The organism is Sulfuricaulis limicola (assembly GCF_002355735.1).
In the GTDB taxonomy this organism is placed as follows: domain Bacteria; phylum Pseudomonadota; class Gammaproteobacteria; order Acidiferrobacterales; family Sulfurifustaceae; genus Sulfuricaulis; species Sulfuricaulis limicola.
In genome coordinates this window covers 2070241-2091857 of record NZ_AP014879.1, presented here as the reverse complement: position 1 = coordinate 2091857, position 21617 = coordinate 2070241, and the positions used below count along the sequence as shown (strand labels likewise).

The window sequence follows — 21617 nt, the reverse complement described above, 5'->3', positions numbered from 1 at the left end:
TCAATATCCCGCCCCAATCTCACGATACTGAACCATCCTTGAGTTCTAATGGGGGCAAGGATAACGGATAAAGCAGGGGTTTTCTACCCGCCGGGACGGGGTCCCGGGAAGGGGTTGGTACAGACACTCACAGGTAGGGTGCGCAAAAGCGCAGCGTTGCGCACCGTTAGGCTTCTATCGGTGCGCTTCGCTGACGCTCAGCACACCCTACTCTCGTTTTTTCTTGGTTGCCGGAGACTGCCCGGATCACCTACGAGTTATTACCCAGCATGTTCCGCAGGTTGGCGAGATAGACATCGGCGCGGCCGAGCATGGCCTGGGGGTCGGGCTCCCGATCCGGTTCTTCCCATTTGAGGTCGTCCGCCGGCATTTCCTTGAGGAAACGGCTGGGTTCACAGATGATGACCTCGCCGCCGCGCTTGCGCCGGTCAGCGAAGGAGAAGGTCAGCGTCTGGCGCGCACGCGTCATGGCGACGTAGGCGAGGCGGCGCTCTTCCGCCACGCCCGCGTCCGACTGGTTCTGGTGATGCGGCAGCAGGCCTTCCTCCATGCCGACGAGGAAGACATGCTGGAACTCCAGCCCCTTGGCGGCGTGCACCGTCATGAGCGACACCAGGTCGCCGGGGTTTTCCTGGTCGCCCTTGTCCAGGATGCCGGAGAGAGTCAGGCGCGCCACCAGGTCGCTCAGCGTCATGTCCTCTTCCTGACGCGCCAGGCGCTGGATCCAACCCACCAGTTCCAGCACGTTTTCCATGCGGCGTTGCGCGATCTTGTGATCGTTGCAGGTGTCCTTGAGCCAGTCCTCGTAATGCAGGTCGGCCAGCATGTCGCACACCAGCTTGGCCGGCTCCTCGTCCTCCGACTTGGTGATCATTTCCATCAGCCAGTGGGTGAAGCCGCGCAGCGATGTTTCCTGGCGCGCGGTGAGCTTGGTGTCGATGCCGGGGTCCATGGACGCCTGTAACAGGCTGGTGCCGATCTCGGCGGCGTGCGCGGCCAGCAGCTCCAGCGTGGCCGGGCCGATCTCGCGCCGCGGCGTGTTGATCACGCGCAGGAAGGCGTTGTCGTCGCCCGGGTTGCACAGCAGGCGCAGGTAGGCCATGACGTCCTTGATTTCGGTCTTGTCGAAGAACGAGGTCCCGCCGCTCAGGAAGTACGGTATGCGCCGCTCGCGCAGCACGCGCTCGAGCACGCGCGACTGGTTGTTCTCGCGGTACAGGACGGCGTAATCCCGGAAATCCGTGTTGTTCTTGAATTTGTGGTACAGCAGCTCGGAGACCACGCGCTCGGCCTCGTGCTCGTCGCCGCGCGCACGCAGCACGCGCAGGGGCGCGCCGTAATCGCGGTCGCACCACAGCGACTTTTCGAAGATATGCGGGTTGTTGGCGATCAGGGCGTTGGCGGCCTTGAGGATGCGCCCGCTGGAACGGTAGTTCTGTTCGAGCTTGACGACTTTGAGCTGCGGGAAATCCTGTTGCAGCTGTTTCAGGTTCTCGGGGTGCGCGCCGCGCCAGGTGTAGATGGACTGGTCGTCGTCGCCCACCACGGTCAGCATGCCGCGGTGACCGGCAAGCAGCTTGACCAGCTCGTACTGGCACAGGTTGGTGTCCTGGTATTCGTCCACCAGCAGGTAGCGCACGCGGCGGCGCCATTCCTCCAGGATTTCCGGCTGGTTCTGGAACAGGCGCACCGGCTTGAGGATGAGATCGTCGAGATCCATGGCGTTGTAGGCCTGGAGATGGCGCTCGTATTCGCCGTAGACCCGTGCCGCCACGTCCTGGATCGACTCACCGCCGGCCGCGAGCGGTGCCTCGGCCGGCGAGACCAGGTTGTTTTTCCACATGGATATCTGGTAACGCACGGCCTCGGCGGGGTTGTTCTTGCCGGCATACTGCCCGCGCAGCAGTTTGCTCAGCAGCGCCTGGCTGTCCTCGCCGTCGTACAGCGAGAAGCCCGGCCGGTAGCCGATCTGCTCCAGGTGCTCACGCAGGATTTTCAGGCCGAAGCTGTGAAAAGTGGAGATCAGCAGTTCCTTGCTGTGCTGCCCGTCCATCAGGTCGGCGACGCGGGTTTTCATTTCGCGCGCGGCCTTGTTGGTGAAGGTGACGGCGACGATATTGCGCGGCGGGATGCCGTAGTCGCGGATGAGCCAGGCGATCTTGCGGGTGATGACGGAGGTCTTGCCGCTGCCCGCGCCTGCCAGTACCAGCAGGGGGCCATTGATGTACTGCGCCGCCGCTTTCTGTTGCGGGTTCAGTTTGGGCAATTCCGCTGGATCATGTTGGGAAATGTCATAACTGGACGGGCATTCTAACCTTATTTCACGCCGGTTTGAAAGATGAATTTCCGAAAAAATTTTTGTTCACGCCAGCTGTTCCAGAAAGTTTTTCATCAGCTCGCGCGCCGCTTCGGGCCGGTCAAGCAGCCGTCCGGCGAGATCGAACAGGGGATGCGGGCGCGGATCGAACAGCCGGTGGGCGCGCACCATCTTCAGCGTGTGCACGCCTTCGCCTTCGAGCGCGCCGGTTGCGCCGCGCGCCAGCAGGCGACCCAGTTCGTGATGATGCGAGCCCTTGCTGGTGGCGGTGGTAATCAGGTCGCCGAGGCCGGCGAGCCGGTGCGCCGCGCCCGCCGATCCGCCCAGGCCGGCGACGATGCGCTCCAGCTCATGCATGGCTGCCGTGGCGAGATAGCCGCGCATGTTGTCGCCCAGTTCCAGCCCGTCGGCCACGCCGAACAGGATGGCGTAGACGTTCTTGAGCACGGCCGCCCAGGAAATGCCCTCGATATCGGTGCTGTGTTCGAGGTACAGCGGCGTGCCGGCGAACAGCCCGCGCAGCCGGGCGAAACTCTCGGCCCGTGCCGTGCCCGCCTGCGCGAAGGCCGGGCGGCCGGCGCGGATTTCCTCCGAGATCATCGGTCCGTACAGCACGGCGATGGCGGCCTGTGGTCCCAGCGCCTGGGTCAGTGCCCGGACGGCGGTACGGCCCTCGTCGTCGAGCCCCTTGGCGATACTGACACACAGGCTATCCGGGCGCAGGCCGGCCCGTATCCGGCCGGCCAGCTCGAAATGGGGCTGGGCCGGCAGACAGAAGAGGACGATGTCCTGCCGTGCGGCGGCGGATTCAAGCGCCACCGGCGGTACATTGGGCACGGGATGGCGATCCCAGATCGTGAGCGTGTGGCGCGCATGCAGCAGGTATTCCATCGCCCGGCCCATTTCGCCGTGGCCGAGGATGAGGACTTGATATTTATTTTTCACCGCCAAGTCGCCAAGCCGCCAGGAATCCGGAAAGTCTAACGAATCCCCGGGTTAAAATCCTGAATTTCATTGGCGTCCTTGGCGCCCCGGCGCCCGAGCGCATATAGTTTCTGAGCATGATCAATCGCATCATTTTCGTTCCCGGCAAGAATCCCAAACCACCGTCGGAAGAGCACCGGCGCCAGCTGCTGCGCAGCCTGCAGCGGGGTGTCGAACGCGCCGATCCCGCGGTGGCCGCGGAAATCGAGGCCGACCCCGGGGCCTTTCTGCTGATCCCGTGGAATCCGCTTTATTACCAGAGCTACAAGCCGCTGGACGAGGACCTGCCCTGGATCGACGCGCTGCTGAAGCAGGATGGCCCCACGCGGGAAGACGTGCGCGAGGCCTTGTCGTGGCGCCGCCGGTTCGCCTGGCTGATGGTTACGGCCGCGGACCTGTTTCAATTTCTCATCCCGCTGCTGCCGGACCCGGCGGTGAAGAACACGATCCGGGAAACCCAGCGCTATTTCAGTGACGATGGCGGCATCGGCGAGCAGGTGCGCGAGCTGCTCAAGGCGCCGCTGCGCCGGATGCTCGCGGACGGCGACCGCATCCTTATTATTGCGCACAGCATGGGCAGCGTGATCGCTTACGATGCCCTGTGGGAACTGACGCACATCGAGAAAAATCCGGGCCAGGTCGACCTGTTCCTGACCCTCGGCAGCCCGCTGGGCATGCGCTTTACCCAGAGACGCCTGCGCGGCGCGCGCGAAAGGGGGACCCAGCGCTATCCTCACATTATCCGGCACTGGGCCAACCTGACTGCGCAGGGCGATCTCACGGCGCTGGACCCGACGCTGCGTGACGATTACCAGGCCATGCTGAAGCTGGGCCTGATCCAGTCCATCACCGACGTGAACGGGGGCATTTTCAACTATTTCCGCAACGAACAAGGGCTGAACGTGCATCGGTCCTACGGTTACCTGGCCAATCCCCGGGTGGGCGAGGTGATCGCACGCTGGTGGAAGGAGGCCGCATGAAGCCCGTGCCACCGTGGAAATACGCGCTGCTGCTGGTGCTGGGCCTTGGCTGGCTGGCGCCGGTTTGCGCCGCCGGCGCGGGGCCGGACCCGCTGCCCGAGCCCGTGGCGCAGGCGCTCAGGAATCACGGTTTCCCGGCGCGCGGGCTGAGCTTGTACGTGCACGAAATCGGCCGGGACGAACCGGTGCTGTCCGTGGAAGCCAACCGGCCGCGCCAGCCGGCTTCGGTCATGAAGCTGCTGACCACGCTGGCGGCGCTGGAAGCGCTGAGCCCGGCCTGGCGCTGGAAAACCGAGGCCTATGTCACGCAACCCGTGCGTGACGGGCGCCTGGCCGGCGATCTCTATATAAAAGGTTACGGCGATCCCTATCTCGTCATCGAGCATTTCTGGCGCTTGCTGCGCGCGCTGCGCGCCGCGGGGCTGGAAACCATCGAAGGCGACCTGGTGCTCGACCAGAGCCAGTTTGTGCGCGAGGCGGGCGATCCGGCCGATTTCGACAACCAGCCGCTGCGCGCCTACAACGTGCTGCCGAACGCCCTGCTGGTGAATTTCCAGGCGGTGAATTTCCGTTTCATCCCGCAGCCGCCGGACAAGCGCGTGCAGATTGTCGCCGACCCGCTGCCGGCCAACGTCGAAATCGAGAATCGCGTGACACTGGCCGATGGCGCTTGCCGTGGCTGGACGCGCCGGCTGGACATGAAAGTACGCCACGAGCAGGACCGCACGCGCGTGATCTTCAGCGGCGCTTACGATGCCGATTGCGGCAGCAACGAACTGTTCCGCGTGGTGTCCGAACCCGCGCCGTACGTTCTCGGCCTGTTCCGCGCGCTGTGGGCCGAGCTCGGCGGGCGTTTCACGGGCGGTGTGCGCGAGGCGGCGGTTCCGTCCGAGGCAACGCTGTTCCACACCGCCTGGTCGCCGCCGCTGGCCGATATCATTCGTTCCATCAACAAATACAGCAACAACGTCATGACGCGCCAGTTGCTGCTTACGCTGGGAGCGGAACGGGCCGGCGCGCCCGGCACCACCGACAAGGGCATCGAAGCCGTGCGCGCGTGGCTGCGGCAGAAGAACCTCGCGTTTCCGGAACTGGTGCTGGAAAACGGCGCCGGGCTGTCGCGCGAGGAAACCATTTCCGCGCGCCATCTGGGCCAGGTGCTGCTGGCCGGCTGGCAGAGCCCGTATATGCCGGAATTCGTTTCCTCGCTCCCCATTGCCGCCATGGACGGGACCCTGCGCCGGCGCTTCAACGGTGCCGCGCTGGAGGGACAGATGCATCTCAAAACCGGCCTGTTGCGCGACGTGCGCAGCGTGGCCGGCTACGTGCTGGACCGCGCCGGCCGGCGCATGGCGGTGGTGTGCCTGCATAATCACGCCCGGGCCGACTCCGCCGCCGGCGAGGCGGTGCAGGAGGCGCTGCTCCAGTGGGTTTACGAGCGGCCCTGAGTTCCGGGCTGGACACCCGTTATGATATGGTCAATCCTTGGATTTCCGGCTGTCTGAAAGGGCGCACGACATGACGACCAAATACGTTAACGCGGTAATTTCGGAAGCGAACAACGACGGCAGCCTGCCGGTGCTGGACGGCGCGCTCGGCCCCAGCGCCGTGGACATCCAGTCGCTGTATTCGCGTCACGGCCTGCTCGCCTTCGATCCCGGTTTCCGCTCCACCGCCGCGTGCAAGAGCGCCATCACCTTCGTGGACGGTGACAAGGGCATCCTGCTTTATCGCGGGTATCCGATCGAGGAACTGGCCGAGCACAGCGATTTCATCGAGGTGGCCTACCTGCTGATGAACGGCGAACTGCCCACGGTGATGCAGCGCACCCAGCTTGACCTGGCCCTCGGTAGCCACAATCTGCTGCATGAGCAGGTGCTGTCGTTCTATCGCGGCTTCCGCCGTGACGCCCATCCGATGGCGGTCATGGTGGGCGTGGTCGGCGCGTTGTCGGCCTTCTATCACGACGTCATGAACATCCGCGACGCCAACGACCGCCAGCTCGCCGCCACGCGCCTGATTGCCAAGATGCCGATGCTGGCCGCCGCCAGCTACACCTATTCCATCGGCCGGCCGATGCGCTATCCGAACAACAAGCTCGACTACGCCTCGAACTTTCTGCAGATGATGTTCGGTTCCCCGGTTGCCGAATATGTCGTGGACCCGGTGCTGGCCCGGGCGCTGGACGTGATCTTCACCCTGCACGCCGACCACGAGCAGAACGCTTCGACCTCGACCGTGCGGCTGGCCGCGTCGAGCGGCGCCAATCCTTTTGCCTGCATCGCCGCCGGTATCGCCAGCCTGTGGGGTCCGGCGCACGGCGGGGCCAACGAGGCCGTGCTCAAGATGCTGATGGAAATCGGCTCGGTCGAGAATATTCCCAAGGCCATCGCCCGTGCCAAGGACAAGGACGATTCCTTCCGCCTCATGGGTTTCGGGCACCGCATCTACAAGAACTTCGACCCGCGTTCGCGCGTCATCCAGGCGCAGGCGAAAAAGGTGCTGACGCATCTCGGCAAGGACGATCCGCTGCTCGAGATCGCCATGCGCCTTGAAGAGATCGCGCTCAAGGACGAATACTTCATCGGGCGCAAGCTGTACCCAAACGTGGATTTCTACTCCGGCATCCTGCTGCGGGCGATGGGCTTCCCGATGAACATGTTCACCGCCGTGTTCGCCGTGGCGCGCACCGCCGGCTGGGTCAGCCACTGGCTCGAGTTGCAGGGCGAATCCCACGGCATCGACCGCCCGCGCCAGCTCTACGTCGGCAAGGCCCTGCGGCATTATTCGAAGGCGAAATAACGCCGTCCATGCCGCTCGGGCGGGTTATCGGTTATCTGGATTTTCCGGAGCAAAAAGGACCATTGCCATGAACAAATATGCCTTGCTCGTGCTGGCGGCAATCCTGCTGGGCGGCTGCGCGTCGTATACATCAACGTCCGGCCGGGTGGTGATCAAGGACGACACCGGCGGTGTGGTCGACGTCCGCATCAACGACCGCGACCGCGAGTACATTCACGATTACTACCGCGGCGGAAAAGGCCTGCCGCCGGGGCTGGCCAAGCGCGGCGGCCATCTCCCGCCGGGACTCGCCAAGCGCGACCGGCTGCCGCCCGGACTCGAGGGTGATGCCCTGCCGCATGAACTGGAGCGCAAGCTGTCGCGATTGCCGTCGTCCTATGTGCGCGTGCGCATCGGTCAGGACATCGTGCTGATGGACCGCAATACGCGCGTGGTCCTTGACGTGGTTTACGGCATCGGGCGCTGGTAGTTTTGCCCTGGTCTCCCGGCACCCCGGCGCCGGGCTGTTATTTTTTCAGGAAACGCCGCGTCAATTCGCGGCGTTTTTCGTAGGCCTCGCGCGCGATGGCGATGTCTTCGAGGAAGTAGGGCAGCTCCTCCAGCAGCAGCGCCTGCGGGCCGTCCACCAGCGCCTTGGTCGGCACCGGGTGAAAATCCACCAGCACCATGTTGGCGCCGGCGATCACGCCCTGCGCGGTCACGTGTGAAATATCCAGCATGCCGTCGGGCGCGCGGTCGCGCGAGCCGACGGAATGCGAGGGATCGATGCACACCGGCATGCGCGTCAGGCGCTTGACCACCGGCACGTGCGCGAAGTCGACGAAGTTGCGGTGCGGGTCGCCCATGTTGGTTTTCATGCCGCGCAGGCCGAAGACGATATTGCGGTTGCCTTCGCTCGCCAGATACTCGGCCGCGTTCAGCGATTCCTCCAGCGTGATGCCGAAGCCGCGCTTGAGCAGCACCGGCAGCTCCCGCTGGCGTCCGACGATTTTCAGCAGTTCGAAATTCTGCGTGTTGCGCGTGCCGATCTGCAGCATCACGCCGGTGGGATTGCCGGTCTGGCGCAGCGCCTCCTGGATTTCGACCAGGTGCGAATCGTGGGTGATCTCCATGGCGATCACCTTGATGCCGTAGCGGCCGGCCAGCTCGAACACCCACGGCAGGCAGGATTTGCCATGCCCCTGGAACGAATACGGGTTGGTGCGCGGCTTGTAGGCGCCCATGCGCGTGCACACCTGGCCGTTGTCGCGCAGCGCCTTCAGCATCATCTCGACATGCTCGGGATTGTCCACGGCGCACAGGCCGGCGAAGACATTGAGATTGTCCTGGTTGAACTTGACGCCGTTGTATTCGAAGCCCGTGGCCCGGCGGTCGTCGCGATGGCGTCCGAGTATGCGGTATTCCTCCGAGATGCGCACCACGCGCTCCACGCCCGGCAGGCTCTCGATCTCGGTCTTGTCGAGCGCGGCGGTGTCGCCGATGAGGTAGATTTCCGTGAGCGTCTGCTGCGCGCCGATTTCCTGGTGCACACGCGTCTTGATGTTCGGTTTGTGCGCCAGAAAATCGAGAATCTGCCGGTATTCCGGGTTCTTCTCACCCATGTCGGGTTTGAGGATAACGATCATGCGACTTTTCCTTTATTATTCGGTGCAGCTGAAGGGCGCGTATTTTATCAACTAGGCCGCGAAAAACACGTTTTGAACCGATCCTGACACCGCATGCAGCCGAAAGCCGCCAAATCCCCACCCTACGCCCTGGATCGCGCCACCCTGGAACGGGAAGTGCGCGTGGATACCTATCGCGCCTCCGGTCCCGGCGGGCAGCACGTCAACCGCACCGAATCGGCAGTACGCCTGACCCATGCGCCCTCGGGGGTGGTGGTGACGGCCACGGAGAACCGCTCCCAGATCCGCAATCGCGAAGTGGCGTTCGAGCGCCTGGCGCACAGATTGCGCGCCCTGAACCGCGTGCCCAAGCCGCGCAAGGCCACCCGTGTCAGCCGGGCCATGAAGGAGCGCCGGCTGGCCGCCAAGAAGCATCGTGCTTCCCTCAAGCGCGGGCGTTCCGGCGGCCGCGAGGAGTATTAAATCAAGGAATATTAGAGTTTGCTCAAACGTCCCCCGCCATAGAGTTCGTCTAAACAGAGTTGTGTTCCTGTCTTCCCGGGCAGAATTGTTTTGTCGGGCCAGTTGACGTAGGATGTTTTCGCGCCAGCCCCGACCGCAGGGCGGGCGGTTTCAGGTTCCATATAAGAAAGGGGGATGTATGCAGACCGGTACCGTGAAGTGGTTCAACAACGCGAAGGGCTATGGCTTTATCACCCCGAGCGACGGCAGTGAAGATGTATTCGTGCATTTTTCCACCATTGAAGGCGATGGATACAAGAGTCTGAACGAGGGGCAAAAGGTCGAGTTTGAGCACACTCAGGGACCGAAGGGCAAACAGGCCACGCGCGTCATTCCCCGCTGAACATACGAACAGACACGACAAGTAACTTGTTTTCCGGCCCCGTCCTTGTACGGGGCTTTTTATTGCAACCCGTCATCGAACTGATTTTCGCCGCCGCACATGTCGCATGAGCTCTTGAGCGAGCTGATCAGGAATTATGGCTATCTGGCCATTCTGATCGGAACCTTTCTGGAAGGTGAGACGATTCTCATCCTGGGCGGGTTGGCCGCGCACATGGGGTTTCTGGAGTTGCCGTGGGTTATGGCCGCGGCCCTGACCGGCAGCTTCACCGGCGACCAGTTGTATTATTACCTCGGCCGGCATTACGGGCCGAAAATCATCGCCCGGCGCCTTTCGTGGCAGGAAAGCGCCGCGAAAGTTTACCGGCACCTGCACCGCCACCAGAATCTTCTTATTCTTTCCTTCCGGTTTTTCTATGGCCTGCGCAATGTCACGCCGTTTGCCGTCGGCGCGGCCCATATTTCACGTACACGATTCTTCGTTCTCAACCTGATCGGCGCCGTGGTCTGGGCGGTTGCGTTCGCCACTGCGGGCTATCTTTCCGGCGAAGCCTTCCGCCTCATCCTGGACGATTTCAAACATTACCAGTTGTACATATTGCTGGGCTTGCTGGTGGCGGGCATTCTGTTCTGGTTGATCATGTTGATCCACCGCCGCCGGCGCGCGCTGGCACAAAAAAGCTAGCCCTGTTTCGCCAGGCTCGTTCGTCTTGCCGACAAGGTAGCCCAAGTCGCTGCGCTCCTTCGTCTTGTCATATTATTTATAACTACTGCTTTCTTTCCAGGGTAACGGCGTAGAAACCATCGGTCTGATGGAGGTGAGGCAGGAGCCGGAGGGCGTCACCCGTCATGGACAGCGGTACGTGACGCCGCACCAGAATTTCGCTTGCCGGAACCACATGAAATTCCGGGTGTGTCGCCAGGAATTTTTCCACGATGTCCTCGTTTTCTTCCTTCAGCAGGCTGCACGTCGCATACACCAGCCGCCCGCCGGGCTTGAGCAGTCCGGCCGCGGCCGCCAGGATGCGTTGCTGGGTGTCCGTCAGCTCGGCCAGGTTGATGTCGCGCCACTTGATGTCGGGATTGCGCCGCAGGGTGCCGGTGCCGGAGCAGGGCGCGTCCACCAGCACGCGGTCGATTTTTCCCTCCAGTCGCTGCACCCGCGCGTCGCGCTCGTGACTGATCGTGACCATGCGGACGTTGTTCAGACCGGCGCGCCGCAGCCGCGGCTTGAGTTTTTCCAGGCGCTTGGCCAGCACATCGAAGGCATATACCGTGCCGGTATTGGCCATGAGCGCGCCGATGTGCAGGGTCTTGCCGCCGGCGCCGGCGCAGAAGTCCACGACCATCTCCTGCCGCCGGGGTTCCAGCATCAGTGCCAGCAACTGGCTGCCTTCGTCCTGCACCTCGAATAATCCTTCCTTGAAACAATGCGTTTTGAAAACCGGCGCGCGGTCACGGCGTCGCAGACCGGAAGGCGACCAGGGCGTGACCTCGCACGGAAATCCTTCCTGCGCGAGACGTGCCTGGGCTTCGTCGCGTTTGGCCTTGAGCGTGTTGACGCGCATGTCCACCGGCGCCGGCTGATTCAGCGCCAGGGCCAGGGCCAGCGCTTCCGCGTCGCCGAATTGGGCGCGCAGTCGCTCCGCCAGCCAGTCCGGCAGGTTCGCCTGAATCGCAAACGGCAGCGTGGTTTTGTCGAGCGTGCGCGCGCGTTCCACCATCCCGCGCGCATCGCCGCGAAAGCCGGTTTCTTCGAGCGCGCGGGCGCTGTAGCCGTGCGTAAGCAGGTAAGCGGCCACCACGTCGAGCAGCAGCGCGCTGCCGGCGATGTGTTCCAGCCAGCGTCTTTCGCGCAGGCAACCGTAGACGGTCTCCGCCACGAAGCCGCGGTCGCGCACGCCCATGTCGCGGTGCGTCCGGAAATAGCCTTCCATCTGCCGGTCGGCGGGTATTTTTTCGCCGAGAATGCGCTGGAGCAGCTCGGCAGCGGAATGGAGGAGGATAGGTTTGGCCATAAATAATTTTGTGAAACCGCAGATAAACGCAGATTAACGCAGATCACGAAAGTGGAAAGCAGATATCCAGTCCACATCCGCGTTCATCTGCGGTTGCTTTGTTATTTCCCGTAGCGTTTAAGTAAATCCTGGTACGCGTCGATGCGCCGGTCGCGGAAAAAGGGCCAGATGCGGCGCACGTCTTCGGTCCGCTGGCGGCTGATTTCGGCCACCAGCACTTCGGTCTTGTCGGTCGTGGCCTGGACCAGAAATTCCCCTTGCGGCCCGGCAATGAAGCTCGACCCCCAGAACTGAATGCCCGGCGTGCGCCTGGAAGGGTCGGGTTCGGTACCGATGCGGTTGCAGGCCACCAGCGGCAGGCCGTTGGCGATCGCGTGCGCGCGCTGGATGGTGACCCAGGCCTCGCGCTGGCGGGTCTTTTCCGCCTCATCATCGCGCGGGTCCCAGCCGATGGCAGTGGGGTAGAGCAGGATTTCCGCGCCGTGCATCGCCATCAGGCGCGCCGCCTCCGGATACCACTGGTCCCAGCAGACCAGCACGCCGAGCGTGCCGACCGAGGTGGCGATGGGCGTGAAACCCTGATCGCCCGGCGTGAAATAGAATTTTTCGGAGAATCCCGGATCGTCCGGGATGTGCATCTTGCGGTACTGGCCGACGAGGCGGCCGTCCGACTCCAGCACCACGGCGGTGTTGTGATGCACGCCGGGCGCACGTCGCTCGAACAGCGAGCCGACGATGACGACGCCCAACTCCTTCGCGAGCTTGCCCAGCTCCTGCGTACTCGGGCCCGGGATCGGCTCGGCCTGGTCGAAGCGTTTGGTGTCTTCGGTCTGGCAGAAATAAACCCCGGTGTGCAGCTCCTGCAACAGCACCAGTCGGGCGCCGCGCGCGGCGGCCTCGCGTATGCCGCTGATCGAAGCGGCGAGATTGCTGTTCCGATCCTCGGTGCAGGCATGCTGCACCAGACCAACCTTGAGCGTGCTGTTCATGGCGCCAATGTTAGCATGTTCCGGCGCGGCATTTGGTCAGGCGCTTGACAGCTAGAGGCCGTATTTCTATCTTGCGCATCCCAACTATAAAAGGAGCAATACATGAAACGGACAATGATCATGGCAGTGGCCTTGATGCTGGCCAGTCCGCTGGCGATGGCCTATCAGGTAACCGGGCCAGTGGTGGAAGTGACGGACAGCAAGATCGTCGTCAAGAAAGGCAAGGAAAACTGGGAACTGGCCCGCGATGCCGGCACCAAAATGACGGGTGACGTCAAGGTGGGCGACAAGGTGACGGTCGAGTACAAGATGACCGCCACCAGTATCGAGGCCAAGGGCGGGGGCAAAGCCAAAGGCAAGAAGTAACAACCGCCAGAACAAACTCAGTCAATTCAGAACGGGAAGGTTTTTACAGCCTTCCCGTTTTTTATTTGGGCCGTCTCAGCCGACCCTGCCTAAAGCACACTCTCCGGCAGCTGCATGGTTACACAGTGCAGGCTGCCGAACTGGTATATGAGCGGCAGGCAGTCGACGGCGACCATCTCGCGGTCCGGAAAACATTCCTGCACGCGCGCCAGTGCTTCGCTGTCCGCGGGGTCCTGATAGGTTGGCACCAGCACCGCGCCGTTGATGATGAGAAAATTGGCGTAGGTGGCGGGCAGGCGGTTGCCGTCTTCGTCGAATTTCGCGCGTGGCCAGGGCAGCGGCACGAGACGGTAGGGCCGGCCGTCCGCGGCACGCAAGGCTTTCAGTTCTTCCTCCATGGCCTTCAGTTCCGCGTAATGTTCATCGTCCGCATCGTCGCAGCGTACGTAGGCAATCGTGCGGCTGTCGCAAAGACGCGCCAGCGTATCGATGTGGCTGTCGGTGTCGTCGCCGGCGAGATAGCCGTGTTGCAGCCACAGGATACGATTGATGCCAAGGAATTCCATGAGCCGCTTTTCAATCTGCTGCTTCGAGAGTTTCGGATTGCGCGTCGGCGCCAGCAGGCAGCGTGCGGTGGTGAGCAGGGTGCCGGAACCGTCGGCCTCGATGGAGCCACCCTCGAGAACCATGTCCACGGTCTGCATCGGGGTCTGGCCGAAGGCATCCGCGGCGTAGAGCCGGCGGTTGATCTGGTTGTCGAGCTCATATCCGTATTTTCCACCCCAGCCGTTGAACCCGAAATCGAGCAACACGGGCTCGCCGCTGCACACGACCGTGAGCGGCCCGTGATCGCGCGCCCAGGTGTCGTTGGAGGGCACGGTGCGCAGCATGACTCGCCCCATGTCCACGCCGGCCGCGGTCAGCAGTTCGCCGACATATTCGCGGTGGGCGCGGTCATAGCAGGAGATCAGCACCTTTTCGCGCCGGGCCACCTGCCGCGCGATGTCGGTGAACACCGGCTCGACCTGTTTCAGGCGCCTGGCCCAGTCGCCGTGCACGTGCGGCCAGGTGAGCATGACGCCGCTCTGCGGCGCCCATTCGGGTGGAAGATATTTGCGGCAGGTCTCGGCCATCGGTTTTGTCGTGCAGGATCGGAAACGCCGCGTATGCTAGCCCAGCCATGAGGCCGCGCCAAGCGCGCCCATGCGGTTTGATTTCTGCCGGCAAGTGGTTTTGAATGTGCGCTCTTTTTTGTCTTCCGCGGAGCTGAAATGTCCCTGATTCGTCCTTTCACCGGTCTGCGTCCGGCACCCCGCCTCGCCGCGGAGGTCATCGCGCCGCCCTACGATGTGCTCAACACGGAAGAAGCGCGTGCGCGCGCACAGGGCAGGCCCTGGAGTTTCCTGCATATCTCCAAGCCCGAGATCGATCTGCCCGCGGGCACCGATCCGCACAGCGCGGCGGTGTACGCCAAGGGCCGGGAAAATTTTGAAAAGATGCTCAAAGCGAACGTGCTCGGGCGCGACCCGGAGCCCTGTTATTACGTCTACCGCCTCGTGATGGGCGCGCACCGGCAGACCGGCATCGTGGCGGCGGCCGCGGTTCCCGATTACGACAGCAACCGCATCCGCAAGCATGAGTTCACCCGGCCCGACAAGGAAGACGATCGCGTGCGCCAGATAGAGGCGCTGAACGCCCAGACCGGCCCGGTGTTCCTGACCTACCGGCGCTCATCCGCGGTGGATGCCATCATCGATCAGGTCACGCCCGGGACGCCGGACGTGGACATCACCGCCGACGACGGGGTGCGTCATACGCTGTGGGTCATGCGCGATCAGGCGCAGCAGGACGCCATTACCGGCCTGTTCGATGCCATGGACTGTCTTTACATCGCCGACGGTCACCACCGCTCGGCGGCGGCCTCGCGCGTGGCAGCGGCGCGCAAGAAGGCCAACCCGAAACATACCGGGGAAGAGTCCAGCAATTATTTTCTAGCGGTGATTTTTCCCGACAACCAGATGCAGATCCTCGACTACAACCGGGTGGTGAAGGACCTGAACGGATTGACGCGTGAGGCGTTCCTGCAAAAAATCGAAGCGGCATTCAATGTCAGACCGGAATCCACGATGGTGAAACCGGGGCGCACCGGAGAATTCGGCCTGTACCTGAAAGGTCAGTGGTATCGTCTGAACATCAAACCGGAACGTATCCCCGCGAACGATCCGGTGAAGCGCCTGGATGTCAGCCTGCTTCAGGAAAACCTGATTTCACCCGTGCTCGGAATCGCCGATCCGCGCCGCGACAAGCGCATTGATTTCGTCGGCGGCATCCGCGGCCTGAAGGAGCTGGAGCGGCGCGTGGATTCGGGCGAGATGGCCTGCGCATTCGCGCTGTTTCCCACATCCATCGCCGACATGATGGCGGTGGCCGACGCCGGCCAGGTGATGCCGCCCAAGTCCACCTGGTTCGAACCCAAGCTGGCCGACGGGCTGGTGTCGCACGTGCTGGATTGAGCGGACTGTCGACGCTGCGGCGCGGCTCCGTGCAGCTCAGTTGCTTCCGGATCCCGACTCGGGCTCGGGACTGTAGATCCTGAAATCGTTGCGCGGGCGTTTGGCCTCGTACATCGCCATGTCCGCGGCGCGCAGCAGCGCATCGATATCGTCACCATGCTCGGGAAACAGGGCGATTCCCATGCTGATGCCGATCCTGAATTCCCGGTCCTCGATCCGGAACGATTTTGCGATGCTGGTGAGGATTTTTCTGGCCACCACGACGGCGCCGTCCTCGTGCGTCGTGGTCGGCAGCAGAACCGAAAATTCATCGCCGCCCATGCGCGCCACCGTGTCGGACTCGCGCAGGCATGTTTTGAGCCGGGCCGCCACCTGCTGCAATGCCTGATCACCGGCATGGTGACCGAGGGTATCGTTGATGATCTTGAAGCGGTCCAGGTCCATGAGCATCAGGGTGAAGAAGTTTTTCTCGCGCTTTCCGAGAAGCACGGCCTGTTCCAGGCGGTCGGTAAACAGCGCCCGGTTCGGCAGGTCCGTCAGCGGATCGTAATAGGCCAGGTACCGGACCCGTTCCTGGGCACGGCGGAATTCACGGCGTACCTCGGCCTCCCTGAGTTCGCGCCTGATTGCCGGAACCAGGCGCGCGGTGTTGTGCTTCATGATGTAGTCATGCGCCCCGGCTTTCATGGCGGCGACCGCAATGTCTTCGCCGATGGTGCCGGAGAGCATGATGAAGGGGATATCGATCTCTTGCTCCTGAAGCAGGCCGAGCGCGTCGATGCCCTTGAATTGCGGCATGGTGTAATCGGCGATAACGATGTCCCACTCCCGGCGGTCGAGCGCGGCTTCCATGGCGCCGGCCGTTTCCACTCTTTCCCAGGTGGTGTCGTAGCCGGCGCGACGCAGCTGGTCCAGCAGCAGTTCGGTATCGGCTTCCGAGTCCTCGACGATCAGGACACGCAGGGGAGTTGTCATGTCTGTGTTTTCCTGTTTTCCGGTTTGTCCCGATATCAGGTTTTGCCTGATGCGTGACCGGGCCAGTCCTTGAAGCGTTCGTGCGGCAGCGGACGGCTGATGTAATAGCCCTGGCAGTAGTCACAACCGAGCGCGGCGAGGCTGTCCAGGGTGGCCTTGTTCTCCACGCCTTCCGCCACCACCTTCAGTCCCAGGTTGTGGCCGAGCTCGATAATCGAGCGGACGATGGACAGATCGTTTTCGTTGGAGGTCATGTCGCTGACGAAGGATTTGTCGATCTTGATTTCGTTCACAGGCAGTTTCTTGATGTAGTTCAGTGATGAAAAGCCGGTGCCAAAATCGTCGATCGAGATCAGGATGCCCATGTGGCTCAGCACCGCCAGGGTTTCCACGGTGCGCTGCAAATCCACCATGAAGGCGCTTTCGGTCACCTCCAGCATGAGCTTTTCCGGAGCAATGCCGCTCGCCTTCAGGAATTTGCCGACCAGGTTCGGGAAGCGCAGGTCATGCAGGGAACGCGCCGAGATGTTGATGGCCAGGTGCCGCAAGGCGCCGCTGGCAAGGGCCTCGGAACACTGGCGCAGGCCGGTGCCCAGCACCCAGTCCGTCAGGGGCTTGATCAGGCCGGTGTTTTCGGCGGACCGGATGAATTGATCGGGCGGGATCATCCCGGTTTTCGGGTGTTGCCAGCGCAGCAGCGCCTCCGCCCCGATCATCCCGCCCGTGGCGAGTGCGATCTTGGGCTGATAGTGCAGCTGCAACTGGTCGTTCTCGATCGCCTGTCGCAGTTCCGCCATCAGGGCCAGCCGCCGCGGGTTGTGCGGATCGTGCGTCGGGTCGTAGAGGGAATAATTCGCGCCGGTTTCCCTGGCATGATACATGGCCACATCGGCATGCTGCAGCAGGATATCCGCGTCGGTGCCGTGTTCCGGCGCGACCACAGCCCCGAGGCTGGTTTCCACCACGATGGGAACGTCCTCGATGACGAAGGGCGCCTCCAGCGTGCTGAGAATTTTTCTTGCCACGATCTCGATGTCGCTGATGGCGGCCATTCCGGGGAGCAATACCCCGAATTCGTCGCCGCCCAGCCGCGCCACCATGTCGTTCTGGAACATGGCCGCGCGCAGGCGCGCGCCTACCTGCTGCAGAAGCTGGTCGCCGCAGCGGTGGCCCAGGGTGTCGTTGACGTCCTTGAATCGCCGCAGATCCATCATCAACAACGCCACCGGCCGTCCTTCCTGGATGCCGGCCTGGACCGCCTGTTGCGTCTGATTGCGGAAATGACTGCGGTTGGGCAGGTCGGTGAGCAGGTCATAGAAGGCCATGCGGCGTATGGTCTGTTCCGCCTGTTTGCGCTCACGCCGGTTTCTGGCCTCGCGCAGTTCACGCTCCACGGCCGGCAACAGACGCTTCATGTTGCCCTTGAGGATGTAGTCGTGGGCGCCGGCCTTCATGGCCAGTACGGCGCGATCCTCGCCGATGGTGCCTGAGACGACAATGAAGGGGAGGTCGAGCCCGGCCTCATGCAGCGCCTGCAGCGCCTCGAAGGCGTTGAACTGCGGCATGGTGAAATCGGCGAAGATGATGTCCCAATCCTGTTGTTTCAGTTTGGCGCGCATCGCTGCGCCCGTCTCGACACGCGTGAAGACCGGCTCGTATCCGCCTTCGCGCAGTTCGCGGACGAGCAGCTGGGTGTCGTCGTCCGAGTCCTCGACGATCAGTGTGTTCAGAAATCTGGGCATGGCGTGGTTCATGATTCAGCGCATGAATTCAGGGTTGCTTCGGCGGCGGTTCGTTCAGCACCAGCCAGTAGAGCCCGATCTGGCCCACGGCGTTGACGAACTGTTTGAAGTCCACGGGCTTGCGGATGTAGCTGTTGGCGCCAAGGCTGTACCCGCTGATCAGATCCTGCTCTTCCCTGGAAGAAGTCAGGATCACGACCGGCAGAAGACGCGTGCGTTCTTCCGCGCGGATGCGCCGCAGGACTTCCAGCCCGTCCAGCTTCGGCAGTTTCAGGTCGAGCATGACGATCGCCGGTTTCTGCGAAGGATCGCGCGCCTTGTGCGCGCCCTGGCAGAACAGGTAGTCGATCGCCTCGGCGCCGTCGCGCACGACATCCACCCGGTTCATGATGTTGTTCTGGCGCAGGGCGCGCAAGGTCAGCTCCTCGTCGTCCGGATTGTCTTCCACCAGCAATATCGTCATGGTGTCCATGTTCATGCCGGATTCTCCTGGGGTGATGACCGCGTGGACGGCCCGAGGGTGAAGTAGAAACTCGCCCCTTTGCCGGTTTCGCCCTCCGCCCAGACGCGGCCGCCATGGCGGTGGATGATGCGTTGCACCGTCGCCAGGCCGATCCCGGTGCCGGGAAAATCGGACGCGGCGTGCAGTCGCTGGAAGGCGCCGAACAGCTTGTCGGCATAGGTCATGTCGAAGCCCACGCCGTTGTCGCGCACGAAATACACGGGCGTTCCGGCATCGTCCGTGGTCGAGCCCACCTGGATGCGTGCCGGGTTCGTGCGTTGGGTGAATTTCCAGGCGTTGCCGAGGAGGTTCTCGAGGACAATGCGTATCAGGTGCGGGTCGCTGTCCGCCACCATGCGTTCCTGCACCTGGCACTCGACCTTATGACCGGGTTCAACTATCTCCAGTCCGGCAATCACGGATCGCGCCGTCTGGGTCAGATCCGTGAGTTCGCGGCGCATCTCGGTACGTGTCACGCGCGATAGCATGAGCAAATCGTCGATCAGCATCCCCATGCGCTGGGTGGCGTTGCGAATCCGTTGCAGGTGCTGGTGGCCCTGTTCGTCGAGCCGGTCGGCGCAGTCTTCGATCAGGGCCTGGCCAAAGCCGTCAATCGAGCGCAGCGGGGCGCGCAGGTCATGCGAGACGGCATAACTGAAGGCTTCGAGCTCCTTGTTGGCGGCGTCGAGCTGATGTGTGCGTTCGGCCACGCGCCGCTCAAGCTCCGACTTCATGCGGCGATCGTCTTCCGCCCGCCGGCGTTCACTGGCGATGCGCGAGGCCATGTAGATCGCCAGGGCGCAGAGCGCCAGGATGAAGCCATAGCCCGTCAACAGGCGGCGCAGTTGCGCTTCCTTGGTGATATAGGCGAGCGATGCATGCAGGGGCTGATGCGAGACGACGCCCCAGCCATAGCCAGGCACGGGAGCGTAAGCCACGATGGCCTCCTCGTTCTCCACCGGGTCAAGCCCGGTTTCCACGCCATGTTCTCCATGCAGCAGCTTGCCCACCACCGGTATTCCCGAGAGGTCGACGATTTCCGGTCTGTCCGGGTGCCTGGAATGGAACGCCAGCTGCCCCTTCGAGTCGACGAGATAAACGAAGCCCTTGCGGCCGGTGTCGATGGCATTGATCCATTCGAGCAGGCTCTCGGCCCGGATTTGCAGCACCAGAATGCCCGCAACGCCGCCACCGGCATTCCTGATCGGCGCCGCCACCGCGAAAACATTGATTTGCGGGGGCGCCGCCCTGGTGTAAACCGGTGAGACATAGGGGCGCCAGTCCCGGCTTACGCCCTGATACCAGTCGCGAAAGGCGAAATTGACGCCGCGCACCTGCGGCAGCGCCGGCATGTCAGCCATCAGCGTGCCCCGGGTGTCGGTCAGGAATAAACGTTCGATATGAGGAAGATCCTGCGGCACGGTGCGCATGATCTCGATGGCCTCACTCCATTGGCCTTGTGCGACCAGATTGCGGAAGTGGACGCGGGTGGAGAGAGAAATGGCGACGTCGACGACACGCCCGAACTTTTCCGCGATCGTAACGGCCGTGATCTTTGCCACGGTTTCCCGGCGCAACAGCGCCACCGCGGTGAGTTCCCTGTCGATCTCGCGGTAACTGCCGGCCGCCGTGGCGATGACCGCCGCCGACACCAGCAACAGCAGCATCCATCGCACCGGGGCGCGCGCGATCAGCGATTCTCCGGCGTCACGCAGTTTCTTCAGAACGGCCATTCCGTCATGCTCCCGTATGCGCAGCAGCGCCTGCGCCCGCTTCGTACGCGTTCCATGGAATTGGCCCGACCACGCAGACAGCAGGTGGTCATGCCCGGAATTGCCGCACACCTGAGTACAACGGGTACAAATGCCAGCGTATTTTTTGTTTTCATTTCTGGTGTTACTCCGCCCGGAATAATCCAGAGAGGCTGATCTGAGCAAGCTGACAGGCTGGCCAGAAGGGATTTGAGGAACTGGTAGTCGACCTTCCTGCCAACCAAATACTCTTAAGGTAAATCTAGTGCAAAAATATTCGAGCGCAATGCTCAACAATATTTAATGTAGGGTTATTGTGGCTAACGCCGCCCGCCGTTGCTGGTGGCGAACAGGATCTGGTCGAGCACGCGCGCTGGCAACAGCCGCCGCAGCACGGCAAAGAGATGCGTGGGAAATGTAACGCCATAGCGCGCTTTCGGCCGGCGCGCCTCCAGGGCGTGAATGACTTTTTTCAGCACGGCTTCAGGGGGCAGGGTAAAGGGCAGGGGTCGCGAGCCGGCGAGCCGTTTTTCCACGCGCGCGTAATATTCACGATGCGCGCTGTGCTCGCGGTCGATGTGGCGCTGGAAGGCGGCGTAGGCGTTGGCGCGGAAACGGCTTGTGATCGGGCCGGGCTCGATGAGCGAGACATATATATTGGTATCACGCAGTTCCAGACGCAGGGTGTCGGACAGGGCTTCGAGCGCGAACTTGGTGGCGTTGTAGGCGCCGCGGTAAGCGAAACAGACGATGCCCAGTATCGAACTCATTTGAATGATCCGGCCTTCCCCCCGGGCGCGCATGACGGGAATGACGAGGTTGGTCAGTTCCTGCGTGCCGAACAGGTTGGTCTCGAATTGCGCCCGCAATACCGCGCGCGACAGGTCCTCAACCGCGCCCGGCTGGCCGTAGGCGCCATTGTTGATCAGGGCGAAGAGCCGCCCTTGCGTGCGATCGAGCACCGTCTCCACGGCGGCGCGGATCGAGCCGGAGGAATCCAGATCGAGCGGCAGGCTCTCAAAACCCGCGGCCGACAGGGCCGCGACGTCGGCTTCCTTGCGCGCGCTGGCGAATACCCGGTAGCCGCGTTCCCGCAGGCCGTGTGCAACGCAGTTGCCGATGCCGGTGGAGCAGCCGGTAATCAGTACACTTTTCGGTTCCATGCGGGCGCGTCGGTTCGGAAGGTTGCACAGGACTGCAAGCGACTGTA

20 protein-coding genes are annotated in these 21617 nt (G+C 62.8%); 9 read left to right on the top strand and 11 right to left on the bottom strand.

What is annotated here, in order from left to right; translation table 11 throughout:
• Nucleotides 1-250: 250 nt before the first annotated feature.
• Nucleotides 251-2266: a UvrD-helicase domain-containing protein gene (locus SCL_RS09955; protein ID WP_096361076.1), complete on the bottom strand. Its 2016-nt coding sequence runs from the start codon at nt 2264-2266 to the stop codon at nt 251-253.
• A gap of 96 nt (nt 2267-2362) precedes the next feature.
• Nucleotides 2363-3262 carry a hypothetical protein gene (locus SCL_RS09950; protein WP_148665075.1) on the bottom strand — a complete coding sequence of 300 codons (900 nt, stop codon included), beginning with the start codon at nt 3260-3262 and terminating at the stop codon, nt 2363-2365.
• A gap of 116 nt (nt 3263-3378) precedes the next feature.
• Here SCL_RS09950 and SCL_RS09945 point away from each other — a divergent pair, with 116 nt between their 5' ends.
• The 4 genes from SCL_RS09945 (at nt 3379) to SCL_RS09930 (ending at nt 7552) form a co-directional block, all read left to right on the top strand.
• Nucleotides 3379-4281, top strand: a complete 903-nt coding sequence (locus SCL_RS09945; RefSeq protein WP_096361074.1) for an alpha/beta hydrolase family protein — start codon at nt 3379-3381, stop codon at nt 4279-4281.
• The gene (gene dacB / locus SCL_RS09940; RefSeq protein ID WP_197702591.1) at nt 4278-5729 is read left to right on the top strand and encodes a D-alanyl-D-alanine carboxypeptidase/D-alanyl-D-alanine endopeptidase; all 1452 of its coding nucleotides are present in this window, start codon (nt 4278-4280) and stop codon (nt 5727-5729) included. Before SCL_RS09945 ends, dacB begins: the two co-directional genes overlap by 4 nt.
• A gap of 70 nt (nt 5730-5799) precedes the next feature.
• Nucleotides 5800-7083: a citrate synthase gene (locus SCL_RS09935; protein ID WP_096361073.1), complete on the top strand. Its 1284-nt coding sequence runs from the start codon at nt 5800-5802 to the stop codon at nt 7081-7083.
• 67 nt (nt 7084-7150) lie between these two features.
• Nucleotides 7151-7552 (top strand): hypothetical protein, encoded by a 402-nt coding sequence (locus tag SCL_RS09930; protein ID WP_096361072.1) that lies wholly within the window; start codon nt 7151-7153, stop codon nt 7550-7552.
• A gap of 37 nt (nt 7553-7589) precedes the next feature.
• Here SCL_RS09930 and SCL_RS09925 read toward each other — a convergent pair whose 3' ends face one another.
• Nucleotides 7590-8708, bottom strand: a complete 1119-nt coding sequence (locus tag SCL_RS09925) for a 3-deoxy-7-phosphoheptulonate synthase (protein WP_096361071.1) — start codon at nt 8706-8708, stop codon at nt 7590-7592.
• A 93-nt stretch (nt 8709-8801) separates the two neighbouring features.
• On the opposite strand from SCL_RS09925, the gene SCL_RS09920 reads away from it, so the two are divergent.
• From SCL_RS09920 to SCL_RS09910, 3 genes are all read left to right on the top strand, one after another.
• Entirely contained in the window at nt 8802-9170 is a 369-nt protein-coding gene (locus tag SCL_RS09920; RefSeq protein WP_096361070.1) for a peptide chain release factor family protein, read from the top strand.
• Nucleotides 9171-9348: 178 nt separating this feature from the next.
• Entirely contained in the window at nt 9349-9552 is a 204-nt protein-coding gene (locus SCL_RS09915; protein ID WP_096361069.1) for a cold-shock protein, read from the top strand.
• A 99-nt stretch (nt 9553-9651) separates the two neighbouring features.
• Nucleotides 9652-10236 carry a DedA family protein gene (locus tag SCL_RS09910; protein WP_096361068.1) on the top strand — a complete coding sequence of 195 codons (585 nt, stop codon included), beginning with the start codon at nt 9652-9654 and terminating at the stop codon, nt 10234-10236.
• An 82-nt stretch (nt 10237-10318) separates the two neighbouring features.
• Here the strand turns inward: SCL_RS09910 and SCL_RS09905 are convergent, their stop codons facing one another.
• Both SCL_RS09905 and SCL_RS09900 read right to left on the bottom strand, forming a co-directional pair.
• Nucleotides 10319-11569 (bottom strand): RsmB/NOP family class I SAM-dependent RNA methyltransferase, encoded by a 1251-nt coding sequence (locus tag SCL_RS09905; protein WP_096361067.1) that lies wholly within the window; start codon nt 11567-11569, stop codon nt 10319-10321.
• Nucleotides 11570-11670: 101 nt separating this feature from the next.
• The gene (locus SCL_RS09900; protein WP_096361066.1) at nt 11671-12558 is read right to left on the bottom strand and encodes a carbon-nitrogen hydrolase; all 888 of its coding nucleotides are present in this window, start codon (nt 12556-12558) and stop codon (nt 11671-11673) included.
• 102 nt (nt 12559-12660) lie between these two features.
• Here SCL_RS09900 and SCL_RS09895 point away from each other — a divergent pair, with 102 nt between their 5' ends.
• Nucleotides 12661-12924, top strand: coding sequence for a hypothetical protein (locus SCL_RS09895; protein ID WP_096361065.1), 264 nt, complete (start codon nt 12661-12663; stop codon nt 12922-12924).
• Between the two features lie 89 nt (nt 12925-13013).
• On the opposite strand, the gene SCL_RS09890 is transcribed toward SCL_RS09895, so the two are convergent.
• A complete protein-coding gene (locus tag SCL_RS09890) occupies nt 13014-14057 on the bottom strand; it encodes an agmatine deiminase family protein (RefSeq protein ID WP_096361064.1) in 1044 nt (347 codons plus the stop codon).
• 138 nt (nt 14058-14195) lie between these two features.
• Here SCL_RS09890 and SCL_RS09885 point away from each other — a divergent pair, with 138 nt between their 5' ends.
• Nucleotides 14196-15437, top strand: a complete 1242-nt coding sequence (locus SCL_RS09885) for a DUF1015 domain-containing protein (protein ID WP_096361063.1) — start codon at nt 14196-14198, stop codon at nt 15435-15437.
• 36 nt (nt 15438-15473) lie between these two features.
• Here the strand turns inward: SCL_RS09885 and SCL_RS09880 are convergent, their stop codons facing one another.
• The 5 genes from SCL_RS09880 to SCL_RS09860 all read right to left on the bottom strand — a co-directional run bounded on the left by SCL_RS09880 (nt 15474) and on the right by SCL_RS09860 (nt 21570).
• On the bottom strand, nt 15474-16412 hold the full coding sequence (locus SCL_RS09880; protein ID WP_096361062.1) for a diguanylate cyclase response regulator: 939 nt from the start codon (nt 16410-16412) through the stop codon (nt 15474-15476).
• A 35-nt stretch (nt 16413-16447) separates the two neighbouring features.
• Nucleotides 16448-18154, bottom strand: coding sequence for a GGDEF domain-containing response regulator (locus tag SCL_RS09875; protein WP_172426019.1), 1707 nt, complete (start codon nt 18152-18154; stop codon nt 16448-16450).
• A 28-nt stretch (nt 18155-18182) separates the two neighbouring features.
• Nucleotides 18183-18626, bottom strand: a complete 444-nt coding sequence (locus tag SCL_RS09870) for a response regulator (RefSeq protein ID WP_096361930.1) — start codon at nt 18624-18626, stop codon at nt 18183-18185.
• 2 nt (nt 18627-18628) lie between these two features.
• The gene (locus SCL_RS09865; protein WP_096361060.1) at nt 18629-20389 is read right to left on the bottom strand and encodes a sensor histidine kinase; all 1761 of its coding nucleotides are present in this window, start codon (nt 20387-20389) and stop codon (nt 18629-18631) included.
• Between the two features lie 338 nt (nt 20390-20727).
• Complete coding sequence (locus tag SCL_RS09860; RefSeq protein WP_096361059.1) at nt 20728-21570, bottom strand: SDR family NAD(P)-dependent oxidoreductase; 843 nt, start codon at nt 21568-21570, stop codon at nt 20728-20730.
• Nucleotides 21571-21617: the final 47 nt, after the last annotated feature.

What these genes read in the sequence shown, in the direction of transcription:
- SCL_RS09945 (WP_096361074.1), top strand. Translation starts at nt 3,379, where the DNA reads ATGATCAATCGCATCATTTTCGTTCCCGGCAAGAATCCCAAACCACCG.
- dacB (WP_197702591.1), top strand. Translation starts at nt 4,278, where the DNA reads ATGAAGCCCGTGCCACCGTGGAAATACGCGCTGCTGCTGGTGCTGGGC.
- SCL_RS09935 (WP_096361073.1), top strand. Translation starts at nt 5,800, where the DNA reads ATGACGACCAAATACGTTAACGCGGTAATTTCGGAAGCGAACAACGAC.
- SCL_RS09930 (WP_096361072.1), top strand. Translation starts at nt 7,151, where the DNA reads ATGAACAAATATGCCTTGCTCGTGCTGGCGGCAATCCTGCTGGGCGGC.
- SCL_RS09925 (WP_096361071.1), bottom strand. Translation starts at nt 8,708, where the DNA reads ATGATCGTTATCCTCAAACCCGACATGGGTGAGAAGAACCCGGAATAC.
- SCL_RS09920 (WP_096361070.1), top strand. Translation starts at nt 8,802, where the DNA reads ATGCAGCCGAAAGCCGCCAAATCCCCACCCTACGCCCTGGATCGCGCC.
- SCL_RS09915 (WP_096361069.1), top strand. Translation starts at nt 9,349, where the DNA reads ATGCAGACCGGTACCGTGAAGTGGTTCAACAACGCGAAGGGCTATGGC.
- SCL_RS09910 (WP_096361068.1), top strand. Translation starts at nt 9,652, where the DNA reads ATGTCGCATGAGCTCTTGAGCGAGCTGATCAGGAATTATGGCTATCTG.
- SCL_RS09905 (WP_096361067.1), bottom strand. Translation starts at nt 11,569, where the DNA reads ATGGCCAAACCTATCCTCCTCCATTCCGCTGCCGAGCTGCTCCAGCGC.
- SCL_RS09900 (WP_096361066.1), bottom strand. Translation starts at nt 12,558, where the DNA reads ATGAACAGCACGCTCAAGGTTGGTCTGGTGCAGCATGCCTGCACCGAG.
- SCL_RS09895 (WP_096361065.1), top strand. Translation starts at nt 12,661, where the DNA reads ATGAAACGGACAATGATCATGGCAGTGGCCTTGATGCTGGCCAGTCCG.
- SCL_RS09890 (WP_096361064.1), bottom strand. Translation starts at nt 14,057, where the DNA reads ATGGCCGAGACCTGCCGCAAATATCTTCCACCCGAATGGGCGCCGCAG.
- SCL_RS09885 (WP_096361063.1), top strand. Translation starts at nt 14,196, where the DNA reads ATGTCCCTGATTCGTCCTTTCACCGGTCTGCGTCCGGCACCCCGCCTC.
- SCL_RS09880 (WP_096361062.1), bottom strand. Translation starts at nt 16,412, where the DNA reads ATGACAACTCCCCTGCGTGTCCTGATCGTCGAGGACTCGGAAGCCGAT.
- SCL_RS09875 (WP_172426019.1), bottom strand. Translation starts at nt 18,154, where the DNA reads ATGCCCAGATTTCTGAACACACTGATCGTCGAGGACTCGGACGACGAC.
- SCL_RS09870 (WP_096361930.1), bottom strand. Translation starts at nt 18,626, where the DNA reads ATGGACACCATGACGATATTGCTGGTGGAAGACAATCCGGACGACGAG.
- SCL_RS09865 (WP_096361060.1), bottom strand. Translation starts at nt 20,389, where the DNA reads ATGGCCGTTCTGAAGAAACTGCGTGACGCCGGAGAATCGCTGATCGCG.
- SCL_RS09860 (WP_096361059.1), bottom strand. Translation starts at nt 21,570, where the DNA reads ATGGAACCGAAAAGTGTACTGATTACCGGCTGCTCCACCGGCATCGGC.